Genomic DNA, 26,228 nt, shown 5'->3' with positions numbered 1-26,228 from the left:
AGTGCGGAGGTACCCGGCGCTAAATAATTGAAAACCCTACGGGCCCCGATGTTACCTTATGCGCGTTGCGCAACAAAGCCGCTCTTCAGCGGCTACACACCCGAACGGGGCGGACTTGCGCAACATCGCTTCGGACAGAGGCATCGGGCGCGGTACAATCCGGCCCTACCCTACTTCAAGACACGCCCATGAAACAGTATCTCGACCTGATGCGGCACGTGCTGGAGCACGGCACCGACAAGGCCGACCGCACCGGCACCGGCACGCGTTCGGTCTTTGGCCACCAGATGCGCTTCAACCTGGAGGAAGGCTTTCCGCTCGTCACCACCAAGAAGGTGCACCTCAAGTCCATCATCCATGAACTCCTGTGGTTCCTGGCCGGCGACACCAACATCCGCTACCTGAAGGAGAACGGGGTCTCCATCTGGGACGAATGGGCGGACGAGAACGGCGACCTCGGCCCGGTCTACGGCTACCAGTGGCGCAGCTGGCCGGCGCCCGACGGGCGACACATCGACCAGATCGCCAACGTGGTAAAGATGATCCGCACCAACCCCGACTCGCGCCGGCTGATCGTGTCGGCCTGGAACCCGGCCTTGGTGGACGAGATGGCGCTGCCTCCGTGCCACACCCTGTTCCAGTTCTATGTGGCTCAAGGCAGGCTGTCGTGCCAACTCTACCAGCGCAGCGCGGACATCTTCCTTGGCGTGCCGTTCAACATCGCCAGCTATGCACTGCTGACGATGATGGTGGCACAGGTGTGCGGGCTGAAGCCGGGCGATTTCGTGCACACCCTGGGCGATGCCCACCTGTACAGCAACCACATGGAACAGGCCCGGCTGCAGCTGACGCGCACGCCGCGACCGCTACCGGTGATGCGCATCAACCCGGCGGTCACCGACCTGTTCGCCTTCCGCTACGAGGACTTCACGCTGGAAGGTTACGATCCCCATCCGCCGATCCGGGCCGAGGTAGCGGTATGACGGCGGCGCTGGTTCTGGTCTGTGCCATGGGCCACGACCGTGCCATTGGCGTGGACAACCGCATGCCTTGGCATCTGCCGGAAGACCTGCGTCACTTCAAGGCCATCACGCTGGGCAAGCCGGTGATCATGGGGCGCAAGACCTTCGACTCCATCGGCCGTGCTCTGCCCGGCAGGCGTAATCTGGTGGTGACCCGACAGACGGACTGGTTGGCCGAAGGATGCGAAGTATTCCATTCACTGGAGGCAGCCATCGCCGCAACCGCAGAGGTGGAGGAGGCCTGCGTGATCGGTGGGGCAGACATTTACCGCCAGGCCCTGCCGCTGGCGCAGCGGCTGGTACTGACCGAGGTGGACCTGGCCGTGCCTGGGGCCGATGCCTTCTTTCCCGCCTTCGATCCGCTGCAGTGGCAGGAAACCAGTCGCGCGGGCCATGTGGCGGCCAGTGGCGTGCACTATGCATTCGTGGAGTATCGACGGCGCTGATGCTGTCCGGACATGAAAAACCCCGCCTTGGCGGGGTTTTTGCTGCCACTTACTGACGGGCCAGGCAAGTGGCGTAGCGCCCGTCCACCCGGCGGGCGAACCATTCAGTGGTGAGCCTGCGGGTGATCTTGGGGCTTTTCAGGTCGATCTGAGGGAGGGCCTCACGAGACACGGTCGTACCCGCACTCCGGTCGGCCAGTGCATACAGGCGCTGATAAAGCACGGTATTGCCGAAGCTGGAATGCTTCTCCAGCTTCAGGTCGCGCAGGATGGCCTCGTCCGTCATACCCAGCCGGCCGGCCAGCGTACGCAGGGCCTGATGCGTGCTGCTGCCCGGACGCGCCTCGCCCTCGACATAGGTCAGCAGGTCTCCATCCGCCACTAGCGCGCGGCCGCTCAGCCGGCTGACCGCATTCTGGAACGCAGCGTTGCGACTGGAAAAGCGGCCGGCGTTGTAATCGGCAAAGCGGTAGATCATGCGGCTGTAGGGCGCCGGATACTGCAAGAGGTTGGCAATGCCGAAGTACAGCCCACCCCGGCGGCTGAACACTTCCTGCCGCCAGCTGCCCCGCCGGGCATAGGGATAGGGCCAGACGCTGGCATGCCCCTCGGCGAACTCCACGCTTACCTGCATCGGCCCACCGGTGCGGATCGGGTTCTTCATGCTCATCGGCAGGCCGATGTTGCGGGCTTCCGCCGAAAGGTCCTCATACAGGGCATTCATCTCCTTTTCGGTGCGCAGGCTGTCGATGCGCTCGGTGTAGCTGCGCCCATCGGGCGAGCTCTTGTGCAGCGCCGCCCGTACCAGCGGCATCGGCAGATGCAGACTGTCAGCCTTGTCCTCGATCTTGCCCCAAACGATACGTGGGAGCCCGGGCACCACAGGGTCCGACTGCCAGGTGGACTCCTGCTCGATGACCGCCATGGCCGCGCAGAACTGTTCGGCGGTATAAGGCAGCTTAAGGGCGCGGAAAGCGCCGAAGATATCGGTGCGCCAGCCCTCACGGTCGCGGACGCGCGCCGGGAGCAAGCGATCCAAGAGACGCAGGCCCTCGCGTTCGTCGTAGGCGGCGACCGGTCTTGGCGCCGGTCGAACAGGCACAGCCACTGGTGGCAAGACCGGCACCGGGGCCACGTCAACGACGGGCGCAGAGACCGGCATCTCCGGCAGGGGCGTAGTCCCGTTCACCACCGGCGCGGGCACGGGCGCGGAGGCACAACCCGCCAAAAGGGCCACAGCAAGCAAAGAGAAGGCAAGAATGCGGTACATGGTCCATCCCCGTGGAAAACGACGGCGAGCTTAGGCGATGCCGCGCCCGAACACAACGCACCCATCTAAAGGCAGACGCAAAGAACCCCGCCGGCGGCGGGGTTCGCGTTTCGGCCAACCTTGTCGGAGGGCAGCTGCTTAGCGGCTGATCGGCTTGTAGCGGATGCGCTTGGGCTTGGCGCCTTCCTCGCCCAGACGCTTTTTCTTGTCGGCTTCGTATTCCTGGTAGTTGCCGTCGAAGAAGGTCCACTGCGACTCGCCTTCCGCCGCCAGGATATGGGTGGCGATACGGTCGAGGAACCAGCGGTCGTGGGAGATCACGAACACGGTACCGGCGTACTCCAGCAGGGCGTCTTCCAGCGCGCGCAGGGTTTCCACGTCAAGGTCGTTGGACGGTTCGTCCAGCAGCAACACGTTGCCGCCCTTAAGCAGCGTCTTGGCCAGGTGCAGGCGGCCACGCTCACCGCCGGAGAGCATGCCAACCTTCTTCTGCTGGTCGGCGCCCTTGAAGTTGAAGCGGCCAAGGTAAGCGCGGCTGGACATTTCGAACTTGCCCACGGTGAGGATGTCGGCCCCGCCGGCCACATCCTCGAACACGGTCTTGTCGCCGTCCAGCCCTTCACGGCTCTGCTCGACGAAGGCCATCTGCACAGTCTGGCCGATCTTCACGGTGCCGCTGTCCGGCTGCTCCTTGCCGGCGATCATCTTGAACAGCGTGGATTTACCGGCGCCGTTGGGGCCGATGATGCCGACAATGGCCCCCGGCGGAGCCTTGAAGCTGAGGTTGTCGATCAGCAGGCGGTCACCGAAGCCCTTGCTCACGTTCTCGAACTCGATCACTTCGTTGCCCAAGCGCTCGGCCACCGGAATGAAGATTTCCTGGGTTTCGTTGCGTTTCTGGTTTTCGAAGCTGGACAGCTCCTCGAAGCGGGCAATACGTGCCTTGGACTTGGCCTGGCGGCCCTTTGGGTTCTGGCGCACCCACTCCAGCTCCTGCTTCATGGCCTTCATGCGGGCCGCTTCGGACTTGGCTTCCTGCGCAAGACGCGCTTCCTTCTGCTCCAGCCAGCTGGAGTAGTTGCCCTTCCAGGGGATGCCTTCGCCGCGGTCCAGTTCCAGGATCCATTCGGCGGCGTTGTCGAGGAAGTAACGGTCGTGAGTGACGGCCACCACGGTACCGGGAAAACGGCAGAGAAACTGCTCCAGCCACTCCACCGATTCGGCATCCAGGTGGTTGGTGGGTTCGTCCAGCAGCAGCATGTCGGGCTTGGACAGCAGCAGCTTGCACAGCGCCACGCGACGCTTCTCGCCGCCGGACAGCGGGCCGATCTTGGCCTCCCACGGCGGCAGGCGCAGCGCGTCTGCGGCCAGCTCCAGCTGATGTTCAACGTTGTCACCGGCCCCGGCGGAGATGATGGCTTCCAGGCGGGCCTGCTCTTCGGCCAAGGCATCAAAGTCTGCATCCGGGTCGGCGTAGGCGGCGTACACTTCTTCCAGGCGCTTCTGCGCGCCCATCACTTCGCCCATGCCGCTTTCCACTTCCTCGCGCACGGTCTTTTCCGGGTCCAGCTGCGGTTCCTGCGGCAGGTAGCCGATGTTGAGGTTGGGTTGCCACTGCACCTCGCCGTCGTATTCCTTTTCCACGCCCGCCATGATCTTCAGCACGGTGGACTTACCGGCGCCGTTCAGGCCCAAAAGGCCAATCTTGGCGCCGGGGAAGAAGGACAGCGAGATGTCCTTGATGATCTGGCGCTTGGGGGGGACGATCTTGCTCACGCGGAGCATCGACATTACATACTGGGCCATGGGGTTACCGTTGTTGAGGTCTTTACCAACAAGGGCAGAAGTGTAGCAAAGGCGAAGGAAAACTTCAGGCCTGCCCCTGCAGCGGCAGGTGGTCATCAGCAGTGCCGCCGAGGCTGCTACACTACGGCCCTTTGTCGCCCCTCGTCTTTAGGACCGAACATGTCTGCGTTGTCCCGTCTTGTCCTGGCAGGCTGCTGCGCGCTCTTGCCGGGCCTGGCCCACGCTAGTGTCGAAGGCGCCAGCCTTCCGCTGCCGTGGGCCCTGCCGTTCGTCGGCATGCTGTTGTCGATCGCGCTGATGCCGCTGCTGGCGCCCAAACTCTGGCATCACCACTTCGGCAAGATCGCTGCCGGCTGGGCCCTGGCCTTTCTGGTACCCTTTGCCGCGCTGCACGGCCCCGAGGCGATGTTGGCCGAAGCCATGCATACGCTGATCCTCGACTACATCCCGTTCATCCTGCTTCTGGTGGCGCTGTTCACCGTGGCAGGCGGCATTTACCTTCGCGGCAACCTGCACGGCTCGCCCACGGTCAATACCGTCTTCCTAGCGCTGGGTACGGGGCTGGCCAGCCTGACGGGCACAACCGGGGCCTCCATGCTGCTGATCCGTCCGCTGCTGCGCGCCAATGACAACCGCCGCCACAAGACCCATGTAGTGGTGTTCTTCATTTTTCTGGTGGCCAACATTGGCGGCTCGCTGACGCCGCTTGGCGACCCGCCGCTCTTCCTCGGGTTTCTGAAGGGCGTGCACTTCAGCTGGACGGTACAGCACCTTCTGGCACCGATGCTGACGGCCAGCGCCGTGCTATTGGGACTGTTCTTCCTGCTGGATCACTATTACTACCGCAAGGAGCACCAGTTGCCGGCACTGCAGGACCCCACGCACGACTCGCGCATTTCGCTGGAAGGCAAGGTCAATTTCCTGCTTCTGGGAGCGATTCTCGGGGCGGTGCTGTTCTCGGGTACCTGGAAGCCGGGCATCGTCTGGCATCTGGGTGAAATCCCGATCGCACTGCAAAACGTGGTACGTGACGCCCTGCTGGTGGGCATTACATGGCTTTCACTGCGCTACACCCCCGGGCGCTGTCGCATGGCCAATCGCTTTTCCTGGGGACCGATGCAGGAGGTAGCCAAACTGTTTGCGGGCATCTTTCTGACAATGGTGCCGGTGCTGGCCATGCTCAAGGCGGGGGCCGCCGGCCCATTCGGGGGGTTGGTGGCCTTGGTGTCGGACAACGGTCAGCCGGTCAACGGCGCCTACTTCTGGCTGACGGGTGCCTTGTCCAGCTTCCTCGACAACGCCCCCACTTACCTGGTGTTTTTCAATCTGGCTGGTGGCGATGCGCACACGCTAATGACGACGCTGGCCCCCACTCTGACGGCGATCTCCGCCGGGGCCGTGTTCATGGGCGCCAACAGCTACATCGGTAACGCTCCCAACTTCATGGTCAAGGCAATTGCCGAGGAGCGGCGCGTGACGATGCCCGGCTTCTTCGGCTACATCGGTTGGTCGGCAGCCTGCCTGATCCCGGTGTTCCTGCTGCTGACGGTGGTGTATTTCTAAGCCACCCGGCCCTTCGGCTTCGGCCAACCTTCCTGAAACAAAGGCCGCCCCGGGGGCGGCCTTTGTGCTAGGAGTGGTGGCTCACACTGGCAGGGGCGGCTCGTCCATCAGCGCCACCTGCTCGCGCAGTTCCAAAATGCGCGCCTCCCAGTAACGCGGGGAGTCGAACCACGGAAACGCGGCCGGAAAGGCGGGGTCGTTCCAGCGGCTGGCAATCCAGGCACTGTAGTGGATCAGCCGTAGCGTGCGCAGAGCCTCCAGCAGCCACATCTCGCACGGGTCGAAGGCACGGAAGTCCTCGTAGCCGGCCAGCAGCATACCCATTTGCCGGGTCTGATCCGCGCGGTCGCCCGACAGCAGCATCCACAGATCCTGCACTGCCGGCCCCATCCGGCTGTCGTCCAGGTCCACGAAGTGTGGACCTGCGTCTGTGGTAAGGATGTTGCCCGGATGGCAGTCACCATGCAGACGGATCAGTGCCACCTCTCCGGCGCGCTCGTAGCAGCGGGCCACCCCGTCCAGTGCCTGTCGACTGACCCCGGCCCAGGTATCGCGCAGTTCCGGCGGCAAGGGCGCATGCTCCAGCAGCCACTGACGAGGGGTTTCGCCGAAGGAGTGGGGGTCGAGCACCGGCCGGTGACGGAAAGGCCGCGCGCCCCCTTGAAGATGCAGACGTCCCAGGAAGCGGCCAATGCGCTCCAGCACGTCCGGTCGATCCAGCTCGGGCGCCCGTCCGCCCTGTCGCGGAAACACCGCGAAGCGGTAACCACCGTGGTAATGGAGCGTGGCTTCCGGCAGCATCAGTGGTGCCACGACCGGGATCTCTGCAGCAGCCAGCTCGGTGGCAAAGGCGTGTTCTTCCAGGATGGCCTCATCGCTCCAGCGGCCCGGGCGGTAGAACTTCGCCACCACAGCGCCTCCTTCTTCCAGCCACACCTGATACACCCGGTTCTCGAAACTGTTGAGCGCCAGGAGCCGACCGTCGCCGCGCAGGCCCACGCTGTCGAGTGCATCCAGCACGCAGTCGGGGGTAAGGTGTTCGTAAGGCGTTGCTTCGATCATTGTCATCCGCTCCAAAAGACAAAGCCGCCCAAGGCGGCTTTGGTGGTCCAGTATGCGGGAATTCGGTTACACGTAGTAGCTGGTACCGGTCATCACCTTGGCCGAAAGCTTCATCATTGCCCGGACCGGCAGCGGCAACCGGGCCGCGCCGTGTGCCTCGGCCATGTCCGCATGCTTGAGCTCGTCGTCCCGCATCTGGGCAACGATGGCCCGGCTCTTCTCATCCTGCAGCGGCAGTTTCTGCAGGTGGCTGTCCAGATGCGCCCCCACCTGGTGTTCGGTCTCGCGCAGGAAGCCCAGGTTCCACTTGTCGCCCAGCACGCCCGCGGCCACGCCAATGGCCAGCGAACCGGTGTACCACAGCGGATTGAAGACGCTGGTACGACCGCCCAGCTCCCGGATGCGCTTCTCCGTCCAGGCCAGGTGCTCCACCTCCTCAAAGGCGGCATGACGCAGCGCCTCGCGCGCCGCAGGATTGCGCGCAGTCAAGGCCTGCCCTTGATAAAGCGCCTGCGCGCAGACCTCGCCACAATGGTTCACCCGCATCAGGCCCAGCGCGTGGCGGCGTTCGGCATCCGACAGCTCCGTCTCGGTCAGGCCGGCGTCCGGGTGGCTGCGTGCGCTGGTGGCCGAGGCGAACAGCGTCCGCAGGCCGCGGTCGAATTCCACAATCAGCGAATCGGGAAACATGGCACTCCTTACAGGTTGCGGTTTCTTCAGACGGCGATTATACCGTTTCACCCTTCCGGGCGGCTGCTATAATCGGCCAGTTTACCCACCCATGTTCAACGGCAAAAAGGATTGGAACAATGAACTTCGAGCGCATCGGCCCGGGCAAGGACATGCCGAACGATTTCAATGTCATCATCGAGATTTCCGCCAACAGCGCCCCCATCAAGTACGAGTTCGACAAGGAATACGGCGCGCTGTGCGTTGACCGCTTCATGGGCACCTCGATGTTCTACCCGGCCAACTACGGTTTCGTACCGCAGACGCTGGCCGGCGACGGCGACCCGGTGGATGTGCTGGTTGTGACCCCGTTCCCGCTGCCGCCGGGCGTGGTGATCCGTTGCCGTGCCCTCGGTCTCATCAAGATGGAAGACGACGGCGGTGTGGACGCCAAACTGGTGGCCGTGCCGGTGGAAAAGCTGTGCCCGATGTACAAGTCCATCCAGAAGCTGGAAGACCTGCCGGAACTGCTGCGCAACCAGATGGTGCACTTCTTCGAGCACTACAAGGATCTGGAAAAGGGCAAGTGGGTCAAGATCCAGGGCTGGGGCACACTGGAAGACGCCAAGACCGAACTGCTCGAAGGCATCGAGCGCTTCGGCAAGGAAGGCTGAGCCTCTCCTGCACCAAGCCGGCCTGCGGGCCGGCTTTTGTTTTGCCTGACTAAAGCATGCACGTCTGTGAAACAATGGCAGTCAGCGTGCCCGTCGGGCACCTTCTTTCCAGGACCGGCCCGTTGCAGCTCACCCTTGAAGGTTCCGCCCCCTATCTCCACCTGATCGGCCGCCGCCTGAGGCGGCTGGGCTGGGACGTCCGGCACACAGCGGGCACAGCCCCCTGTGCCGTACTCGACGGGCGGCGGCTGGCCCTGGGCCAAAGCGGCGTGCCTTTCGGCTGTCAGGCCGAAGCCGCCGTGGCGGCCCGCTGGCTGGAACCGGGCGAGGCGATGGGCTTTTTGCTGCTGGCCGAAGGCACACCGTCCAGCCTGGCGGCTTGGCAGCCGCTGCTGGATGCCCTGGCTCCGGCTAGGGGAATGTGGCTGTGCTGCGGCCCTGCCGGCAGCGTGCTGTTCGTAGGGCGCGTGCTGGAGCTTTTCTCCTATGCCTGTGGGCCGGCTGTCTTCCCGCAGGGTGCGACGCCGAACAGTCTGCAGGCGATGCTGGCTGATCCGTGGCGGCTGCTGCAGACCCAGCAGGGTCTGCTTCCACCTCTTGCGGCCTGCGCCCGCGCCTACCTTGCGCGCCATCCGCTACCGCCCTCTTCGGCCAACCCGGTCAGCCTCCCCCCTGCCCCCGGCCACGCCCACTTTGCCCAGGCACTCGCAGCCTTTCTGCTCACCCTGCTGGAACCGCTGACCGGTGCCCCAACGCACGAGGCTTCGGCCAACCCCGGCACACAGGGGTGCTGAGACTTAGGGTACCGCCCGCAGAAGGTGGCCTGCTTCATGCAGGGCATTGGCTGGAAAGCGCGTGGCGGGCCAGGCACCCTGCGGCCCCGTATTCAGAAAAGCTGGGGACGGCCAGAAGGCGGGCACCCTGCTGTTGATGCATACCCCGCCCCCTCCCCTCGGGCGGAGTCCATTCGCCCCGGGGCGCTTACGCCGTTCACTTGACCGCCGCATTGCCCCCATCCGCGAAAAGGGCAGCGCCGGTGACAAAACTTGCCATCGGGCTCACGAGGAACAGCGCGGCAGAGGCGATCTCCTCCGGACGGGCTATCCGCTTCATCGCGTGCAGACCGGCTGCCCATTCCTTCTGCCGTTCGTCCCCAGCCATCGCAGTGTCCACCCCGCCAGGCAGCAGCGCATTGGCGCGGATACCTTGGGCAGCGTAGTCGGCCGTGACGCCCTTTACCAGCCCCATCAGACCCGCCTTGGCCGCGCCATAGGCCGCCATGCCCGGCAGACCCACGCTGGTGCCGACAAAACTCGAGGTAAAGACGAGAGCCCCGCTGCCCCGCGCCAGCATGGCCGGAATCTGGCTGCGAGCCCCCAGATAGGCCGCCGTGAGGTTGACGGCCAGGGTCTGCTGCCACGCTTCGAGCGGGTAATCGGCCAGCGGCTGGATGGGGCCGACGGTCCCGGCATTGTTGACGGCGATGTCAAGACCGCCATACTCCCGTTCTGCAACCTCTATCAGCCGGATGTGGGTGTCGGCTTCGCTGACGTCGCCCGCCACCGCATGCGCCCGTCCGCCCGCCTGCCGGATGCGCTGGACAACCTGGTCGAGCCGCTCGGCGTTGCGCGCAGCCAGCACAACGGCTGCGCCCTGGGCAGCGAACAGTTCGGCGATCGCTTGGCCGATGCCGGAAGACGCGCCGGTGACGATAGCCACCTTTTCATTCAGAAGGGTCATGATCTGCACTTCCTTTTTCTGTGGATGTACGACACAGCTTAGGGGGCGATCAGGCGCACATCACTCCGTTTCTTGCGGTGGCATCCTCGCTCCGGACAAAGCAGAGATCACGGGGAAAAGGGGAAAATAGGCTTCTCAATTTGAGAGCAATATCCGGAGTTTTGGCGATATCGCCGGGTGCTATAAACACCTTATCCATCAACGCAGCCGTGCACGGAGCCGAGCCATGTCCACCGACCGATCAGACCCCTCTCCCACCGGTACGCACCACCGGCGGCATGTTCCGGAAAGCCGGCCTCAGGAAGCGTTGTTTGTTGACGATGAACAACGCTGGGAGGCTCTGACAACTCGGGATGGCCAGGCAGCCGGCGCCTTTGTGTACGCAGTGCGGTCGACCGGCATCTACTGCCGCCCGGGCTGCCCCGCCCGTCTGCCCAAACGCAGCAATGTGGCCTTCTATATCTCGGGCGAACAGGCGCGGGCGGCCGGTTTCCGTCCATGCAAGCGCTGCCAGCCCGATGGGCTCTCCTTGGCCAAAAGGGAAGCAGCCGCCATCAGTTGGGCATGCCGCCTGATCGAAACAGCCGAAACGCCCCCTCCGCTGGGGGTGCTGGCTGCGGCCGTCGGCTTCAGCCCCTATCATTTCCACCGGCGTTTCAAGGCAGTGACCGGACTGACACCCAAAGCCTATGCCCAAGCCCACCAGCGTCAGGCCATCCGTGAGGCGCTCGCCCATGCCGACAGAACGGTGGCCGAGGCCATCTATGGCGCGGGCTACGGGTCGAACAGCCGCTTCTATGAAGCATCCGACGCCCTCCTTGGGATGTCGCCTACCCTCTACCGCGATGGTGGGCGAGAGGTCGATATCACCTTTGCGATCGCGCAATGTACGCTCGGGGCGCTCTTGGTGGCGTGCAGCGCCAAGGGGGTGTGTGCCATTTCTCTAGGAGAGGATCCGGATGCACTGGCTCAGGCGCTGCAGGATCGCTTTCCCAAGGCCCGGCTCGTCGGCGACGACCCCGACTTCGATCGTTTGGTAGCACAGGTGGTGGGCATGGTCGAAGCGCCCGGACTGGGGTGCGATCTGCCTCTGGACATCCGGGGTACCGCCTTCCAGCAGCGAGTATGGCAGGCTCTGCGGGACATCCCGCCTGGCCAGACGGCAAGTTATGCCGACATTGCCAGACGCATCGGTGCCCCGACCGCCGTGCGCGCGGTGGCACAGGCGTGTGCGGCCAATACGCTGGCGGTGGCGATTCCCTGTCACCGCGTGGTCAGGACTGATGGCTCGCTTTCGGGCTACCGCTGGGGGGTGGAGCGCAAGCGCGCACTGCTGGACAAGGAAGCGGGCCATACGCTCTCCCCCTCTGCAAAGGCAACCTCATCGCCCGGTCCGGCAAAGCCAGAGGCATGACCGAGCATCCAGGCGCCGGGAGCGGGCCGGACAACTGTTCGCCGGGCCCGGCTGGTGGCGCTGCAGCGCCCACTCGTCCGGCACAGGGCGTAGAGTGGCCCCTTTCGGTGGTCGTCCTCTCCTGAATGAACGGCCGAGGAGCACAAACAAAAACCCGCCAGAGGCGGGTTTTTTGCAGGCAACGCAAGGAGGCGGTCAGCCCTGGCCTTCCACGGCCTGAGCGATCGGCTTCTTGCTGCGCGGCACAGCGGCGGTGGCAGCCTTGGCCGAATTGGTGGCGGCTTCGACACCGGCCTCGGCCAACTCAGCTCCCACCTTCTGGGCCGTACGCGACACGCTTTCCAGCGCAGCGTTGGTGGAATTGACAAAGGTCTTGAGTGCGGTGACGGCAGCGTCCGAGCCAACCGGGGCGCTCTTGCCCACACGGTCGAGCATGCCCAGCATCTGGCGATTGGTATCAGCCACCTGCTCTTCGATGAAGGCGGTCAGCTCGTTCTGGGTGGCCACGGCGGCATCATAGAAGTTGCGGGCATTGGCGAACGCGCGGTCAATGGCGGGCTGGGCATAGCCGGCCTGCAGTTCGGCCAAGGCTTTAGGTTCACGCACCTGAGTCAGCGAACGGAAGGTATCAGCCTGGTCGCTCAGGGCACGCCGGGCAATGTCCAGTTGCAGGTTCATCAGGCGTTCGGTGCCGGACAGAAGGATGGAGGACAGGCGGACAGCTTTGTCGACTTGCGCCTGCCCAAGTGCGGAAAACTCTTGGCTGGTGTTGAACATGACAGTTCCTCAATTAGGGGGGGTTTAAGACAACGCGGCTACAAAGGTTCACCATGACCTGCCTTTTGCTGCACTGCAGCAATACCCACTTTAGACATTAAACCTCTCAAGGTCAATGTCGCAGTGCAACATACCCATCCAGCAAGCCACTTATTTGATTGGGTTTTTACAACACTTGTCTTGCAGGCCGGTTACAGTCCACGACTTGGACGTCCGCTACCGGCAGCCACGACGCACCCCTTACGCCAGTCGTCGCGGGCGCGGCGGGTGCTCGCGATTGAAAGCCCCTCTTCAAGCCAGTACACTCGCCCCATAAAATAAAACTATTCCGGCTTTGAACATGACAATCAGCGCCCCGGCCCCGGCCTTCGACATCAAATCCGCCAGTCTCGACCTGCTCGCGCTGGTCCTGCGCAGCACCGATCCGGCGCAACTGGAGCCGGCCCTGCAAAGCCGTTTTTCCCACCTTTCGGCCAACGGCCAGAGCGAAGCCTTTGTGCTCGGCCTGGAGGCGCTGCCCTCCCTCGAAGGTGTGGACCTAGGCAGCCTTCTACCCCTCATGGGTCGCCACGGCATCAAGGTGGTGGCACTGCGTCACCCCGATCCGGCACAGGCAGCCTTGGCCAGCCGCTACGGACTGGGCTTCACCACCGGCGGCGGTCGGTCCTCAGGCCCTATCCAGGAAACCGCAGCAGCGACCCCGGTCGCCCCGGCGCAAGAGCCGGCTACTTCGCTGATCATCGATCGGCCGGTCCGGGCCGGGCAGCAGATCTACGCCAAGGGTGGGGACCTCGTCATCCTGGCGGTGGTCAGCGCCGGTGCCGAGGTGATCGCCGACGGTAACATCCATGTATACGGCCCGCTACGTGGTCGTGCACTGGCGGGCGCGCGCGGCAACACCTCCGCCCGCATCTTCACCCAGGCCATGGAAGCGGAGCTGGTGTCCGTGGCCGGCGTCTACCGCACCATCGAGCAGGCCCTGCCCGACAGCATCCGCCACAAGCCGACCCAGATCTATCTGGAGAACGAGCGCCTGGTGATGAAGGCACTGCACGAATAGAACGACGGGCAGGCCCGATGCGGGCTGCCCCGGCATCAAGCATTCAAACAAGGGAATAACCGTGGCAAAAATCATCGTTGTAACGTCCGGCAAGGGCGGTGTGGGCAAGACCACCACCAGTGCCAGCTTCGCTTCCGGCCTGGCGCTGCGTGGCCACAAGACGGTCGTGATCGACTTCGACGTGGGCCTGCGCAACCTGGACCTGATCATGGGCTGCGAGCGCCGGGTGGTGTACGACCTGATCAACGTGGTCAACAAGGAAGCCAGCCTGAACCAGGCCCTGATCAAGGACAAGCACTGCGACAACCTCTACATCCTTCCGGCCTCGCAAACGCGCGACAAGGACGCCCTGACGGAAGAGGGTGTCGAGGGGGTGCTCAAGGAGCTGGCCGACATGGGTTACGAGTACATCGTGTGCGACTCGCCAGCGGGCATTGAAAAGGGGGCGCTGATGGCCCTGCACTTTGCCGACGAGGCCATTGTGGTCACCAACCCCGAGGTGTCGTCGGTGCGCGACTCCGACCGCATCCTGGGCATCCTCGCCTCCAAGTCGCGCCGCGCCATGGAAAACCGCGAACCGGTGCGTGAACACCTTCTGATCACGCGCTACTCCCCCGCGCGGGTGGACAAGGGTGAGATGTTGTCGGTGGACGACGTGAAGGAGATACTGCGCATTCCACTGATCGGCGTGATTCCCGAATCGCAGGCGGTGCTGCAGGCCTCGAACGCCGGTTCGCCGGCGATTCATCTGAAGGGCTCGGACGTGGCCGAAGCCTACAGCGACGTCGTGGCACGCTTCCTGGGCGAAGAGCGCCCGATGCGCTTCGTCGAAGCGCCGAAGGTCGGCCTCCTCAAACGTCTGTTCGGAGGCTAAGCCATGTCCCTGATCGAAAAAATCTTTGGTAAACGCCAGAAGTCCGCAGCGATTGCACGCGAGCGCCTGCAGATCATCCTCGCACACGAGCGCAACGGTCGTGGTGGCGGCGCCCCGGACTATCTGCCGGCCCTGCAGCGCGAGCTGATGGAAGTGATCTCGAAATATGTCGCCGTAAACCAGGACGACATCAAGGTGCATCTGGAGCGCCAGGACAATTTCGAGGTGCTGGAAGTGAACATCGTCCTGCCTGAAAACCAGCGCTGACCCATGACCCTGACTGAACTGCGTTACATCGTTGCGGTGGCCCGGGAACGCCATTTCGGCCGGGCGGCGCAGCGCTGCTTCGTCAGCCAGCCGACGCTGTCGATCGCGATCAAGAAACTGGAAGACGAACTGGGCGTGACGCTGTTCGAACGCGGTGGCCCGGAAGTGGCGGTAACCGAGATCGGCGAGCGCATCATCGAACAGGCGCAGCGGGTGCTGGAGGAGGCCGACGCGATCAAGCGGCTGGCGGGTGAGCATCAGAACGAGCTGGTGGGGCCGCTGAAGCTGGGGGTGATCTTCACGGTGGGCCCGTACCTGCTGCCCAAGCTGATCCCGGCGCTGCGCATCCTGGCGCCCGAAATGCCGCTGATCCTGGAAGAGAACTATACCGCCCGTCTGGCTGAAATGCTCAAGCGTGGCGAAGTGGATGCGATCATCGTGGCCGACCCGTTCGACGAGCCCGGCACGGTTTCATGGCCGCTGTACGAGGAACCCTTCGTCGTGGCCACGCCCAAGGGACACCCGTGGGAAAAGCGCACGACGATCGCCGCCAGCGAGCTTTCGCAAGAGAGTGTGCTGCTGCTCACGCAGGGCAACTGCTTCCGCGACCAGGTGTTGCAGGCCTGCAGCGAGATGGCCAGCCGCCAGGCACAGGGCAACGCCATGGCCGCGTCGCTGCAGGGCAGTTCGCTCACCACCATCCGCCACATGGTGGCCAGTGGCATGGGGGTGACGGTGATGCCGGTGACGTCGGTGGGCGCGGCCGACGAGGCGCTGATTTCGGTGGTGCCCTTCAATGCGCCAGTGCCTTCCCGGCGCGTGATGCTGGTAACGCGCAAGCAGTTCTTCCGCAAAAAAGCGATCGAGACACTGCAGCAGGCGGTGTTCCGGTCACGGCTGGAGGGGGTGACGATGCTGGAGGAGGCGTCCGCTGCCGCCTGAGCCCTACGCCTCTTCCTAAGCTGGGGACCTCAAAAGCAATAAAAGGTTGGCCGAAGCCCGCATGCAGGCTTCGGCCAACCTTTTTGCCGTGTCGCTCAGGCGTTACGGATGATCTGGGCCAGGCGGGCAATGCCTTCCTCGATACGCTCGGCCGAGGCATGGCTGAAGTTCAGGCGCAGGTGGCCCAGCCCTTCTTCCGGCACCGGATAGAACGGCTCGCCCGGCATGAAGGCTACGTCATGTGCCAGGGCTCGCTGCATCAGTACCCGGGTGTCCTGGCGGGTGCGCAGCGTCAACCAGAAGAACAGCCCGCCCTTGGGCACTTCCCAATCGGCCAGGTCGGCAAAATGTCGCTCCAGCGCGGCCTGCATTGCATCTCGCCCCGCCCGGTACACCGCACGCAGGCGGTCCAGATGGGCAGGGAAGTCCGGACTTTGCAGAAGCTGCAGCACCTGCCACTGGCCGGGCCGGTTGGTATGCAGGTCGGTGGACTGCTTGATCTTTACCAGATAGGGATAAAGATCCGGCGAGGCGATCAGGAAGCCCACCCGCAAGCCCGGTGCCAGCGTCTTGGAAAAGGAGCCGCAATACACCCAAGGGGCCTTCTTCAGGTGGGACACCAGCGGAGCCGGCGCTTCGCCATCGTAGGACAGTGCCCGGTACGGATCGTCCTCGATCACCGGCGCGCCTGCATGGTCCAGCACCTCAGCCAACGCGCGGCGGTTGGCCTCGGTATAGCAGGCCCCGGAGGGGTTCTGGAAGCTGGGAATCAGGTAGCTGAAGCGGGGCTGGGCCCGAGCCAAGGCTTCGGCCAACGCGGCCGGCGACAGCGCACCATCCTCCTGTGGCACGGCGGTGATCCGTGCACCAAACAGGTTGAACGATTGCAGCGCCGCCAGATAGGTGGGGCCTTCGGTCAGCACCGGCGTGCCCGGGTCGATGAAGAGCTTGGAGATGAGGTCGATGGCTTGCTGCGAGCCGGACAGCACCAGCACCTGCTCGGCCTGGCAGTCGATGCCCAGACTGTCGCGCGCCTGGGCCGCCACCGCCTCGCGCAGGGCCGGCTCGCCTTCGGTGGTGCCGTACTGGGCCAGCCCCGGCGGCAGCGCGCTGAAGTCCAGTGCGGGCAGGCACTGCGGGGCCGGCAGACCGCCGGCGAAGGAAATGACTTCGGGACGCTGGGCCGCCGACAGGATTTCCCGGATGAGCGACCCGGTCAGGCGCTCGATGCGTTCTGAAAACATGGTAACCTCTCTCTGCCTGATGCTTATAATGTCAAACTGTTTGACCGAAACTAACCCGCCCTGCCAAGCAAGTCAACATGTCCGACCATAGTTCTGCCGCCGACTGGCGTGCTGCCATGGAAGCCTTCTTCCATGCCTACAAAACCTTCACGGCCAAACCCGACGAGATGCTTGCCCGGCGTGGCCTGGCGCGGGTCCACCATCGCATCCTGTTCTTCGTGGCCCACTACCCCGGGCTGAGCGTGAAGGACCTGCTGGCTTCGCTCGGCGTGACCAAACAGGCCATCAACATCCCCCTGCGCCAGCTGATCGAAATGGGACTGGTGGCCACCGAGGCCGCCGACCACGACAAGCGCGTCAAGCGGCTGACGCTGACTCCGGAGGGCAAGAAGCTGGAGGAAGCCCTGCACCGCGAGCAGGCCCGCCTGCTGACCCAGGCCTTCGGCGAAGCCGGCAGCAGCGCTACCGAGGGCTGGCTGGCCGTCAACAGCATCCTGATGCGCGCTGGGGGCTGACCCCAGCCTTCGGCCAACCCCTACTCTATCCTTTCGTAGCGCACTTCCAGAATTTCGATCTCCTCCTCGCCCTCGGGGCCGCGGAAGATCACGGTATCGCCTTCACGGGCGCGGATCAGTACTCGCGCGATCGGTGCGATCCAGCTGATGTGCCCGCGCGCCAGATCGATCTCGTCCACCCCCACGATGCGCACCATCTGCTCGCTGCCGTCTCCGCGCAGCATGACCACGGTGGCGCCGAAAAAGATCTGGTCGGTGCTCTCACGCGTTTCAGGGTCCACCACTTCTGCAATCTCCAGCCGCTTGGTCAGGAAGCGGATGCGGCGGTCGATCTCGCGCAGACGACGCTTGCCATAGAGGTAGTCCCCGTTTTCCGAGCGATCGCCATTGCTCGCGGCCCAGTTAACCACCTGCACCACCTCTGGCCGTTCACGGTGCACCAGGTGATACAGTTCTTCCTTGAGCCGTCTCCAACCCAGCGGTGTGATGTAATTCTTGGTCGAGGCCGGCAGTACCCGGTCTGCGGGCAGGTCATCCTCGGGGGCGTCGTCGCTCTCTTTGGTAAAGGCTTTGCTCATGGCTGTTCGTTACGGTGGAAAAGGCCCGGTCCAGAGGCCGTAAAAAAGCCTCCCGGGCCGTCAACCATACGGCGCAGGAGGCTGCGTTTCAAGCCTGGGAGGCCGCGGAACTCAGCGGCGCTTCTGGCGGCCGGTCATGGTCAGGTCGCACCACTTCATCACGGCGGCCACTTCGGCTTCGTTCAGCTCGTAGAACTGGCCCCGCTTCAGGCGCGGCGGCAGGCCCAGCTTGCCAAAGCGGACACGGATCAGGCGGCTCACCGTCAGCCCGAAGGCCTCGAACATCCGCCGCACCTCGCGGTTGCGTCCTTCCTTGATGACCACGTTGTACCAGTGATTGGCACTCTCTTCATTGTCCTGCTGATGCCAGATGCGCTCGAAGCGGGCCGGGCCGTCTTCCAGCTCCACGCCCTCGGTCATCGCCTTCATGATGTCGGTGCTCACCTCGCCCAGCACCCGCACCGCGTATTCGCGCTCCACCTCGAAGCTGGGATGCATCATGCGGTTGGCCAGCTCGCCGCTGGTGGTCAGCAGCAGCAGGCCGGAGGTATTGGCATCCAGTCGACCGATGGCCACCCAGCGGCTGCTCTTGGCCTGTGGCAGACGGTCGAAGATCGTCACCCGGCCCTGCGGGTCGTCACGGGTCACCAGCTCGCCTTCCTGCTTGTGGTACATGATCACGCGCGGCAGGCGGTCTGCCCATTTGAGCTTGATCTGATCGCCTTTCACCATCACACGGTCGCGCGGACCCACGCGGTCGCCCAAGGTAGCGACCTTGCCGTTGACCGTGACGAGGCCAGCCTCGATCCACTCTTCCATTTCACGGCGCGAGCCCACACCGGAAGCGGCCAGGGCCTTCTGCAGGCGGATCGGCTCCATTTCGTCCAGATCCACCCGTGTTTCACGCAGACGCTTGGATTTGTCCTGAATCTTCTGGCTGGGGCTGCGCAGGCGCAGTTTTTTCGCCTTCTGCACCAGCGGGGCCGGCACTTGGCGACGTTGGCCGAAGCCCTCGTCCGCGCCGGACGCTTCCCTGCGGCCTGCAGGGCGGTTGTCATCGCGCTCGCCGTAAGGCGTGCGCTTCTCGAAACGGCTGTCACTGCCCTGCTGTTCGAAGCGCTTGCCCGACTGCGGACGGCGGCCGCCCGGCTGACGACTGTCATCGCGCTCGCCGTAAGGCGTGCGCTTCTCGAAACGGCTGTCGCTGCCCTGCTGTTCGAAGCGCTTGCCCGACTGCGGGCGGCGGCCGCCCGGCTGACGACTGTCATCGCGCTCGCCGTAAGGCGTGCGCTTCTCGAAACGGCTATCGCTGCCCTCTGCCCGTAGGCCGGACGTGCGGGGGCCCTTGGGGTGCGGCGTTGCGCCGCCCTGACGGGGCTGGATGAAGCTTTTGGCCGGGCTCTTGCCCGAACCATTGTCGCGGCCCGTCCCCGGGTGGCGTGGCTGCGAAGTTTCGCGGCCCTTTACCCGCGACACCGGCTGACGTGCGTGGCGTTGTCCTTTAGACATTGTGTTTCCTAAACATGTTGAGCCGGCAGACAAGCCGGCTGGCCGGAATCACACTCCGGCCGAATTACGGCAGCAGGGCTGCCGTGTTTTCGCTGGCGGCATCCTCGTCATCGGCCGGTCCTTCAGCCGGCGCCTCCGCGCTAGGATCGGGCACAACCAGTGTGCCCAGGTCCGCCAGAGGTGGCAGGTCGCGCAAGGTGGCAAAGCCCAGATCGTCGAGGAACTTGCGGGTGGTGGCATACAGGCCGGGGCGGCCGGGCACGTCCTTGTGGCCGATCACCTCGATCCAGCCCCGTTCCGCCAGCGACTGCATGACGCTGCTCGATACCGACACCCCGCGGATCGACTCGATGTCGCCCCGGGTGACCGGTTGTTTATAGGCAATGATGGCCAGCGTTTCCATCACGGCCCGCGAGTAGCGCGGCGGTTTTTCCGGCGTCAGCCGTGCAAGATAGGGCGCAAACTCGGCCCGAGCGCGAAAGCGCCAGCCGGAGGCGAGTTTAACCAGCTCCACTCCGCGCCCGCGCCAGTCCTGCTGGATCTCCTCCACCAGTCCGTTGATCAGTGCCGTCTTCAACTCTTCGGGGAAGAGCTTCTTCAACTGGCCCACCGTCAGCGGTTCTTCGGCAGTAAGAAGCGCCGTTTCCAGTACGATCTTGATGTACTTGAGGTCGGTGATAGTGGACATTGAGCCGGCGGACGTCTGGGGAGGAAAACGCGGGAAGCCGCGGATTTTACACGCATTTCGCTCTACGCGCGAATGCGTTTTCAGCGGCCCGTCAGCAGGCTGCGCCGTTCGTAGAGCAGCACGTCCAGCCAGCGTCCGCTCAGCGGATGCCGCCCCATGCGCTCACGCACGCCCACTTTCCTGAAACCGTGTCGCTCATGCAAGCGGCAACTGGCGACATTGTCGGGGAAGATGCCGGCCAGCAGGGTCCAGAAGCCCTCGGCTTCGCTCGCCAAGACCAGCGCCTCCATCAGTCGGCTGCCCAGCCCTTGGCCCTGGGCGTCTGCGGCCAAGTAAATGCTCAGTTCGGCCACGCCACGGTACACCGAACGGGAGGAGTAGGGGGTTAAGGCCGTCCAGCCCAGCACCCGCGCGCCCTCCACGGCCACCAGACGGCCGGTCTTAAGCCGCCCTGAGGCAAAAGCGAGCCAGTCCGCCGGCGGTTCGGTTTCAAAGGTGGCCCCACCGTGCTGCATCGCGGTCTGGTAGATGGCACGCACCTGGGGCCAGTGTGAAGCCTGCATCGGAACAATCTGCATGCGGGCGCCTTCCTCACGCCAGCGCCAGGCGCACGTAGATGGGCTGGTAGGCGGCCTCCTGGCTAACCCGAACCATGCCCTCTTTCACCAGCTCCAGCACCGCGATGAAAGAGACCACCAGATGCGGAATGCCCTTCTCGGGCTGAAACAGCGCTTCGAACGGCACGTACTCACGCCCATCCAGATAGCGCAGGATCCAGCTCATCTGCTCGCGCACCGACAGTTCATCTTTCTCCACCTTGTGATGGCGTTTGTGCCGGGCCCGGGAGAGAATGGCAAGCCAGGCTTGGCGCAAGTCGGCCGGTGCCACCTCGGGCAACCGTGCCTCGGCGGGGCGCTCGAACAGCACCGCCAGCCAGGCGAAATCCCGGTCGGCCTGCGGCAGCTTGTCCAGCTCCAGCGCGGCCAGCTTCATCTGCTCGTATTCCAGCAGACGCCGCACCAGCTCAGCGCGCGGATCCTCCGGCTCGCCCGAGTCGTCCACCGGGGGCCGCGGCAGCAGCAGGCGCGACTTGATCTCGATGAGCAGCGCGGCCATCAGCAGATACTCGGCCGCCAGTTCCAGGCGCTCGGAGCGCATGGCTTCGATATAGCCCAGATACTGGGCGGTGATCTCCGCCATCGGAATATCGAGCACGTTAAGATTCTGGCGGCGGATGAGGTACAGCAACAGGTCGAGCGGCCCCTCGAAGCTCTGCAGGATGACCTTGAGCGCATCGGGGGGGATGAAGAGATCCTGCGGCACGTCCAGCACCGGTTGGCCGAAGACATGCGCGATCGGCACGCTTGGCGGCAGTTCGGGCGCAGTCAGCGCGAATTCGGCATCGGTCATCGGCAAGCACGGAGCGGCAGGAGGAAGAAAGATTGTACGCGGGCGACCGTGGCGACCGCCATACGGTCATGGACACGAAAAAGCGGGCCTGAGCCCGCTTGTATGGAAAAGGTGGCGCTTCCAATACGGCTTCAGGCACCCAGCCCCATCGCAGCACGCACGTCACGCATGGTTTCGCGCGCTACCTTTTCGGCCCGTGCATTGCCTTCGGCGAGGATTTCGGCCACCAGTTTCGGGTTGGAAACGTATCGTTCTGCGCGTTCGAACATCGGCTGCTGCTCGCGCACCACCGCATCGATCACCGGCTGCTTGCAGTCCAGACAGCCAATGCCGGCGCTGGTACAGCCGGCCTGCACCCATGCCTTGGTATCGCCATCACTGTAGACCTCGTGCAGCTGCCAGACGGGGCATTTCTCCGGAGTGCCCGGGTCGGTACGGCGCACCCGCGCCGGGTCGGTAGGCATGGCACGGATCTTCTTGGACACCGCCTCGGGCGCTTCGCGCATGGTGATGGTGTTGCCATAGGACTTGGACATCTTCTGTCCATCCAGCCCCGGCATCTTAGAAGCAGCGGTGAGCTTGGCCTCACATTCGGGCAGGATAGTTTTGCCCTTGTTTTCCAGCCATCCGGTCAGCCGCTCCCGGTCGGCCGCACCCAGATTCTGGCTGGCGGCCAGGATTGCCCGTGCCTTTTCCAGCGCCTCGGCATCCCCCCCCTGCAAGTAGGCGGTGCGCAGCGCTTCGAACTGCCTGCCGGCCTTGCCGATCTTCTTCACAGCGGCACGGGCCAGCTCCTCAAAGTTGGGCTCGCGACCGAACATGTGGTTGAAACGACGCGCCACTTCGCGGGTCAGCTCGATGTGCGGTACCTGATCTTCGCCCACCGGCACCAGGCCGGCCTTGTAGACCAGGATATCGGCAGCCTGCAGCAGTGGGTAGCCCAGGAAGCCGTAGGTGGTCAGATCCTTGTGGCTCAGCTTTTCCAGCTGATCCTTGTAGGTGGGCACACGCTCCAGCCACGACAACGGCGTCACCATGGACAGAGCCAGGTGCAACTCGGCGTGCTGAGGCACGCGGGACTGCACGAAGATGGTGGACTTTTCAGGATCCACACCCGAGGCCAGCCAGTCGATGACCATCTCGTTGATCGAGCGGCCGATCACCGACACATCGTCGAAGTTGGTGGTGAGCGCATGCCAATCGGCCACCATGAAAAAGCATTCATGGCTGTGCTGCAGCGCCACCCAGTTCTTGATCACGCCGTGGTAGTGGCCAAGGTGCAGGCTGCCGGTGGGGCGCATGCCGGAAAGAATGCGTTCTGCGTGCATGGTGAGGAAACTCTCTTGAATCTGGTTCGGTTACGGTCAGAAGAACAGGCCGACCAGATCATACATCAGGCTGAGGAAAGGCCGCAGGATCACCGAAAGACCACCCGTCACGAGCAGCGCCAGCAGTATCCACATGCCATACGGCTCCAGCCGGCCATACTGCCAGGCCAGGCGCGGCGGCAGAAAGCTCTCCACAATGCGTGAGCCGTCCAGCGGTGGCAGTGGCAGCAGGTTCAGCACCATGAGCACGATGTTGATCTGGATGCCCGCCTTGCTCATCAGCATCAGCGGTTCGGTGTAGGCGTTGTCCATGATCAGCGCCAGCCGCAGCAGAAGCACCCACATGAACATCATCGCCAGGTTGGCCAGCGGCCCGGCGGCCGCCACCCAGCGCATGCCCGAGCGCAGGTTGCGCAAGGCACCGTAGTTGACGGGCACGGGCTTGGCGTAGCCGAAAATGAAGCCGCCGAGCGTGACGGACAGCAAGGGCAGCAGCACTGTGCCGATCGGATCGATGTGCTTGAGCGGGTTGAGCGTCATGCGCCCCAGCATGTAGGCGGTGGCATCGCCAAAGCGCTTGGCTGCATAGGCATGGGCGGCCTCGTGCAGGGTGATGGCAAACAGTACCGGCAGCGCGTAGATGGTGATTTTCTGGATCAGGTCTTCCATGGGGTCCTTGCAGCGGTCACAGGCCAAACGGGGCAGGGTCGCCACGGCCTCGGCGTACCAGCTCTACGCCATCGGTCATGTCGATCACGGTGGTGGGCTCGGTTCCGCACCAGCCGCCGTCGATGATGAGGTCGACGCTGTGCTCCAGCCGGTCGCGGATCTCGTAGGGGTCGGTCAGCGGCTCCTGGTCGCCAGGCAGCATCAGTGTGCATGACAGGATGGGCTCGCCCAGCTCCTCCAGCAGGGCCAGCGCCACCTTGTGATCGGGTACGCGCAGGCCGATGGTGGAGCGCTTGGGATGCAGCAGACGGCGCGGCACTTCGCGCGTGGCCTGCAGAATGAAGGTGTAGCTCCCCGGCGTGGCGGCCTTCAGCATGCGGAACTGCGCATTGTCTACCCGGGCATAGTTGGCCAGTTCGGACAGGTCGTGACAGACCAGGGTGAGATGGTGCTTGAGGTCGATCTGGCGGATCGCCAGAAGCCGCTCCATGGCGGCCTTATCCCCGATCTGGCAGCCCAGCGCATAGCAGGAGTCGGTGGGATAGACGATCACCGCGCCTTCGCGCAGCAGCTTGACCGCTTCGCGGATCAGGCGCTGCTGCGGGTTGTCGGGGTGAACGGCAAAGAACTGCGACATGTTTGAAGGTCCTTAATCTTAGGCTGCTGCCAGGGGCTGCAGCCGTGTCCATACCGGCACGCACACGGGTGGCAGGTCGGTGGTGCTGCCAACGTCACGCCCGCCCTCGCCCGGGGCATGGAAGTCGCTGCCCGCACTGGCCAGCAAGCCATAACGGTCGGCAATCAGGGCAAATCGATGCATATCATCTAGACTATGGCTGCCGCTGACCACCTCGATAGCTTCGCCACCGGCGTCCTTGAAGTCGAAGATCAGCCGCTCGATCAGGGTGCGCCCCATGTCGTAGCGGCCGGGGTGGGCAATCACCGCGATGCCGCCGGCGGCCCGAATCCAGCCCACGGCTTCGGCCAACCCTGCCCACTGGTGCGGCACGTATCCGGGCTTGTTGCCGGTGAGGTACTTGCGGAAAACTGCCTTCACATCTCGCACGTGACCGGCCTGCACCAGGAAGCGCGCGAAATGGGTGCGCCCGATCATTTCCGGGTTGTCGCACAAGGCCATCGCTCCCTCAAAAGCCCCCCGGATGCCCACCGCCTCCAGCGAGGCGGACATTGCCCGTGCCCGCTCGATACGTCCGTCACGGATGGACTTCAGGCCGGCCATCAGCGCCGGATGGGCAGGGTCGATGCCCAGTCCGACGATGTGCAGGGTATGCCGCTGGTTCCAGGTGACCGAGATTTCCACTCCGGGAACGAAGCCCACCCCCAGACTGGCAGCAGTGGCCGCCGCCTCGGCAAGGCCCGCGGTGCAGTCGTGGTCGGTCAGTGCCACCAGGGTGGCGCCGCGTTCATGGGCGCGGGCGATCACCGCCCCGGGCGCGAGTCCTCCATCCGAAGCATTGGAGTGAAAGTGCAGGTCGATCGTTGCCATCAGTGCCCTTCCGTGGCACGCGCCGCCTCGCGCGCTTGCCACTGGGCCAGCCTTTCGCGATAGCGGGCCAGCTCAAGGTTGTAGGTGTCCCATACGCAGGGCTCGCATCCGCTGCCGCAGCACATGCCTTCCTCGGGCGGCAGCGGCGCTTCCGGTTCGGGGTCGAACACGTCGTCCGGCTCAGTCATGCCCGGCCACCACATCGATCTGGAAGCCATCACCGCTGACCACCTGCCCCGCGCGGATCTTGCAGGTCTTGCGCAGTTCGGTCTGGCCGTCCACCTGCACCCGCCCTTCTGCGATCGTGTGCTTGGCCTGACCGCCGGTCTCGCTGATGCCGCAGGTCTTGAGCAGGTCGCACAGAGCGATGTAGTCGGTGGTCAACGTATAGGTTTCATGCATTTTTTCACATCCAGTCTGGACAGCCCTGTGTGTGGGCTGTGGATAGGCACATCAAGCGCCTGTTTGTTCGAAACATTTTTCTTATGCCTGTTTTTTGTGCAGTGCGCCCCGGCTATCCACCACCACACTGTACAGCCCTGTGCAGGGCCTGTGGACAGAGCGCGCAAGGGGATGAAAACATGGACTATTTCCGAGGGCGCTCAAATTTTGGGCAACCCGGAGGGCCACAGCATGCGCAGGGCGGCGAGCACCGACGCGACCCGCGCCTCACGGCTACCCCCCACTTCCGTCCAGGGGAGGCCGGCGGCGCGCAGCCAGTCCCGGTGACGTTCGAGCAGGGCCCAGCGGGCGTGCGGATGGCTGCGCAGCGGGTCGGGCGACCAAGGGATGTCGGGCAGCACCAGTACCCTTAGGAGATAGGGGCGCCGTGCGTCCTCTGCAAGCCAGCGGGGACAGTGCCCGAAGCCCACCTCCGCCCAAAGGGCGGTAGTGAGACCGGCGGTATCGCACAGCACCAGGTCGGCGCGCAGGCGTGCCGACAGTTCGTGTTCCCGTTGCGTGCGGGCGATCGCCTCCACGTCGGACAGGGTGGGCCGGTAAGGACGTTCTGCATAGTAGGCGCGGGCATACTCCTCCACCAGCGCCACCTGCACCCCGGCTTGCGTCAGAGTGGACGCCAGGTCACGGGCCAACGTGCTCTTGCCGCTGGATTCGGGCCCCAGCAGCGCCAGCGCCAGCCCAAGCGGCGGCCTTGACAGGACATCGTTCACGACAGGCATGGCTTCATTATAC

30 protein-coding genes are annotated in these 26,228 nt (G+C 64.3%); 11 read left to right on the top strand and 19 right to left on the bottom strand.

Going from position 1 to position 26,228, the window contains the following annotated elements:
- Positions 1-188 precede the first annotated feature (188 nt).
- Positions 189-983: a thymidylate synthase gene (locus tag EV669_RS00915; protein ID WP_132097645.1), complete on the top strand. Its 795-nt coding sequence runs from the start codon at positions 189-191 to the stop codon at positions 981-983.
- On the top strand, positions 980-1,468 hold the full coding sequence (locus EV669_RS00910) for a dihydrofolate reductase (RefSeq protein ID WP_132097644.1): 489 nt from the start codon (positions 980-982) through the stop codon (positions 1,466-1,468). The genes EV669_RS00915 and EV669_RS00910 overlap by 4 nt, the downstream gene beginning before the upstream one ends.
- 49 nt (positions 1,469-1,517) lie before the next feature.
- Here the strand turns inward: EV669_RS00910 and EV669_RS00905 are convergent, their stop codons facing one another.
- Positions 1,518-2,738: a DUF1615 domain-containing protein gene (locus EV669_RS00905; protein WP_132097643.1), complete on the bottom strand. Its 1,221-nt coding sequence runs from the start codon at positions 2,736-2,738 to the stop codon at positions 1,518-1,520.
- 138 nt (positions 2,739-2,876) lie between these two features.
- Positions 2,877-4,544: an energy-dependent translational throttle protein EttA gene (ettA, locus tag EV669_RS00900; protein WP_055434418.1), complete on the bottom strand. Its 1,668-nt coding sequence runs from the start codon at positions 4,542-4,544 to the stop codon at positions 2,877-2,879.
- A gap of 159 nt (positions 4,545-4,703) precedes the next feature.
- On the opposite strand from ettA, the gene EV669_RS00895 reads away from it, so the two are divergent.
- A complete protein-coding gene (locus EV669_RS00895; protein WP_054285510.1) occupies positions 4,704-6,107 on the top strand; it encodes a sodium:proton antiporter in 1,404 nt (467 codons plus the stop codon).
- An 81-nt stretch (positions 6,108-6,188) separates the two neighbouring features.
- Here the strand turns inward: EV669_RS00895 and EV669_RS00890 are convergent, their stop codons facing one another.
- On the bottom strand, positions 6,189-7,169 hold the full coding sequence (locus EV669_RS00890) for a serine/threonine protein kinase (RefSeq protein WP_207913760.1): 981 nt from the start codon (positions 7,167-7,169) through the stop codon (positions 6,189-6,191).
- 66 nt (positions 7,170-7,235) lie between these two features.
- Positions 7,236-7,859: a 2-polyprenyl-3-methyl-6-methoxy-1,4-benzoquinone monooxygenase gene (coq7, locus tag EV669_RS00885; protein ID WP_054285508.1), complete on the bottom strand. Its 624-nt coding sequence runs from the start codon at positions 7,857-7,859 to the stop codon at positions 7,236-7,238.
- A gap of 119 nt (positions 7,860-7,978) precedes the next feature.
- Here coq7 and ppa point away from each other — a divergent pair, with 119 nt between their 5' ends.
- Both ppa and EV669_RS00875 read left to right on the top strand, forming a co-directional pair.
- The gene (ppa, locus tag EV669_RS00880; protein WP_054285507.1) at positions 7,979-8,512 is read left to right on the top strand and encodes an inorganic diphosphatase; all 534 of its coding nucleotides are present in this window, start codon (positions 7,979-7,981) and stop codon (positions 8,510-8,512) included.
- A gap of 122 nt (positions 8,513-8,634) precedes the next feature.
- Positions 8,635-9,306: a hypothetical protein gene (locus EV669_RS00875; RefSeq protein ID WP_055434415.1), complete on the top strand. Its 672-nt coding sequence runs from the start codon at positions 8,635-8,637 to the stop codon at positions 9,304-9,306.
- Between the two features lie 196 nt (positions 9,307-9,502).
- Here the strand turns inward: EV669_RS00875 and EV669_RS00870 are convergent, their stop codons facing one another.
- Entirely contained in the window at positions 9,503-10,252 is a 750-nt protein-coding gene (locus EV669_RS00870; RefSeq protein WP_055434452.1) for an SDR family oxidoreductase, read from the bottom strand.
- 226 nt (positions 10,253-10,478) lie between these two features.
- Between EV669_RS00870 and ada the strand changes: the two genes are divergently transcribed.
- On the top strand, positions 10,479-11,666 hold the full coding sequence (ada, locus tag EV669_RS00865) for a bifunctional DNA-binding transcriptional regulator/O6-methylguanine-DNA methyltransferase Ada (RefSeq protein ID WP_132097641.1): 1,188 nt from the start codon (positions 10,479-10,481) through the stop codon (positions 11,664-11,666).
- A gap of 195 nt (positions 11,667-11,861) precedes the next feature.
- On the opposite strand, the gene EV669_RS00860 is transcribed toward ada, so the two are convergent.
- A complete protein-coding gene (locus EV669_RS00860; protein ID WP_054285504.1) occupies positions 11,862-12,443 on the bottom strand; it encodes a phasin family protein in 582 nt (193 codons plus the stop codon).
- A gap of 340 nt (positions 12,444-12,783) precedes the next feature.
- Here EV669_RS00860 and minC point away from each other — a divergent pair, with 340 nt between their 5' ends.
- The 4 genes from minC (at position 12,784) to EV669_RS00840 (ending at position 15,586) form a co-directional block, all read left to right on the top strand.
- The gene (minC, locus tag EV669_RS00855) at positions 12,784-13,503 is read left to right on the top strand and encodes a septum site-determining protein MinC (protein WP_132097640.1); all 720 of its coding nucleotides are present in this window, start codon (positions 12,784-12,786) and stop codon (positions 13,501-13,503) included.
- A gap of 61 nt (positions 13,504-13,564) precedes the next feature.
- Complete coding sequence (gene minD / locus EV669_RS00850; RefSeq protein WP_054285503.1) at positions 13,565-14,377, top strand: septum site-determining protein MinD; 813 nt, start codon at positions 13,565-13,567, stop codon at positions 14,375-14,377.
- Between the two features lie 3 nt (positions 14,378-14,380).
- Positions 14,381-14,644: a cell division topological specificity factor MinE gene (minE, locus tag EV669_RS00845; RefSeq protein ID WP_054285502.1), complete on the top strand. Its 264-nt coding sequence runs from the start codon at positions 14,381-14,383 to the stop codon at positions 14,642-14,644.
- A 3-nt stretch (positions 14,645-14,647) separates the two neighbouring features.
- Positions 14,648-15,586 (top strand): hydrogen peroxide-inducible genes activator, encoded by a 939-nt coding sequence (locus EV669_RS00840; RefSeq protein ID WP_132097639.1) that lies wholly within the window; start codon positions 14,648-14,650, stop codon positions 15,584-15,586.
- A 95-nt stretch (positions 15,587-15,681) separates the two neighbouring features.
- Here the strand turns inward: EV669_RS00840 and EV669_RS00835 are convergent, their stop codons facing one another.
- A complete protein-coding gene (locus EV669_RS00835; protein ID WP_132097638.1) occupies positions 15,682-16,830 on the bottom strand; it encodes an aminotransferase-like domain-containing protein in 1,149 nt (382 codons plus the stop codon).
- A gap of 77 nt (positions 16,831-16,907) precedes the next feature.
- Here EV669_RS00835 and EV669_RS00830 point away from each other — a divergent pair, with 77 nt between their 5' ends.
- Positions 16,908-17,345, top strand: coding sequence for a MarR family winged helix-turn-helix transcriptional regulator (locus tag EV669_RS00830; protein WP_054285499.1), 438 nt, complete (start codon positions 16,908-16,910; stop codon positions 17,343-17,345).
- Positions 17,346-17,365: 20 nt separating this feature from the next.
- On the opposite strand, the gene greB is transcribed toward EV669_RS00830, so the two are convergent.
- From greB to EV669_RS00770, 12 genes are all read right to left on the bottom strand, one after another.
- Positions 17,366-17,923 carry a transcription elongation factor GreB gene (gene greB / locus EV669_RS00825; protein WP_132097637.1) on the bottom strand — a complete coding sequence of 186 codons (558 nt, stop codon included), beginning with the start codon at positions 17,921-17,923 and terminating at the stop codon, positions 17,366-17,368.
- Between the two features lie 111 nt (positions 17,924-18,034).
- Positions 18,035-19,306, bottom strand: coding sequence for a 23S rRNA pseudouridine(2605) synthase RluB (gene rluB / locus EV669_RS00820; RefSeq protein WP_404810829.1), 1,272 nt, complete (start codon positions 19,304-19,306; stop codon positions 18,035-18,037).
- 190 nt (positions 19,307-19,496) lie between these two features.
- Positions 19,497-20,120, bottom strand: a complete 624-nt coding sequence (gene scpB / locus EV669_RS00815; RefSeq protein WP_132097635.1) for an SMC-Scp complex subunit ScpB — start codon at positions 20,118-20,120, stop codon at positions 19,497-19,499.
- Between the two features lie 80 nt (positions 20,121-20,200).
- A complete protein-coding gene (locus tag EV669_RS00810) occupies positions 20,201-20,698 on the bottom strand; it encodes a GNAT family N-acetyltransferase (RefSeq protein ID WP_132097634.1) in 498 nt (165 codons plus the stop codon).
- Between the two features lie 13 nt (positions 20,699-20,711).
- Positions 20,712-21,530, bottom strand: a complete 819-nt coding sequence (locus EV669_RS00805) for a segregation and condensation protein A (protein ID WP_132097633.1) — start codon at positions 21,528-21,530, stop codon at positions 20,712-20,714.
- 131 nt (positions 21,531-21,661) lie between these two features.
- Positions 21,662-22,858, bottom strand: coding sequence for a tryptophan--tRNA ligase (locus tag EV669_RS00800; protein WP_132097632.1), 1,197 nt, complete (start codon positions 22,856-22,858; stop codon positions 21,662-21,664).
- 36 nt (positions 22,859-22,894) lie between these two features.
- Complete coding sequence (locus EV669_RS00795; protein WP_055434177.1) at positions 22,895-23,527, bottom strand: site-2 protease family protein; 633 nt, start codon at positions 23,525-23,527, stop codon at positions 22,895-22,897.
- A 16-nt stretch (positions 23,528-23,543) separates the two neighbouring features.
- Positions 23,544-24,164, bottom strand: coding sequence for an L-threonylcarbamoyladenylate synthase (locus EV669_RS00790; RefSeq protein WP_132097631.1), 621 nt, complete (start codon positions 24,162-24,164; stop codon positions 23,544-23,546).
- An 18-nt stretch (positions 24,165-24,182) separates the two neighbouring features.
- Entirely contained in the window at positions 24,183-25,034 is an 852-nt protein-coding gene (locus EV669_RS00785) for a 3',5'-nucleoside bisphosphate phosphatase (protein WP_055434178.1), read from the bottom strand.
- Positions 25,034-25,222, bottom strand: coding sequence for an oxidoreductase-like domain-containing protein (locus tag EV669_RS00780; RefSeq protein WP_054285489.1), 189 nt, complete (start codon positions 25,220-25,222; stop codon positions 25,034-25,036). The genes EV669_RS00785 and EV669_RS00780 overlap by 1 nt, the downstream gene beginning before the upstream one ends.
- On the bottom strand, positions 25,215-25,436 hold the full coding sequence (locus tag EV669_RS00775; RefSeq protein ID WP_054285488.1) for an RNA-binding S4 domain-containing protein: 222 nt from the start codon (positions 25,434-25,436) through the stop codon (positions 25,215-25,217). Before EV669_RS00775 ends, EV669_RS00780 begins: the two co-directional genes overlap by 8 nt.
- Before the next feature lie 200 nt (positions 25,437-25,636).
- Positions 25,637-26,215, bottom strand: a complete 579-nt coding sequence (locus EV669_RS00770) for an AAA family ATPase (RefSeq protein ID WP_083460518.1) — start codon at positions 26,213-26,215, stop codon at positions 25,637-25,639.
- Positions 26,216-26,228 lie beyond the last annotated feature (13 nt).

The organism is Gulbenkiania mobilis (assembly GCA_004346645.1).
Lineage (GTDB): Bacteria > Pseudomonadota > Gammaproteobacteria > Burkholderiales > Chromobacteriaceae > Gulbenkiania > Gulbenkiania mobilis.
The sequence above is the reverse complement of the archived record's forward strand: the minus strand, read 5'-3'. Positions and strand labels throughout refer to the sequence as shown.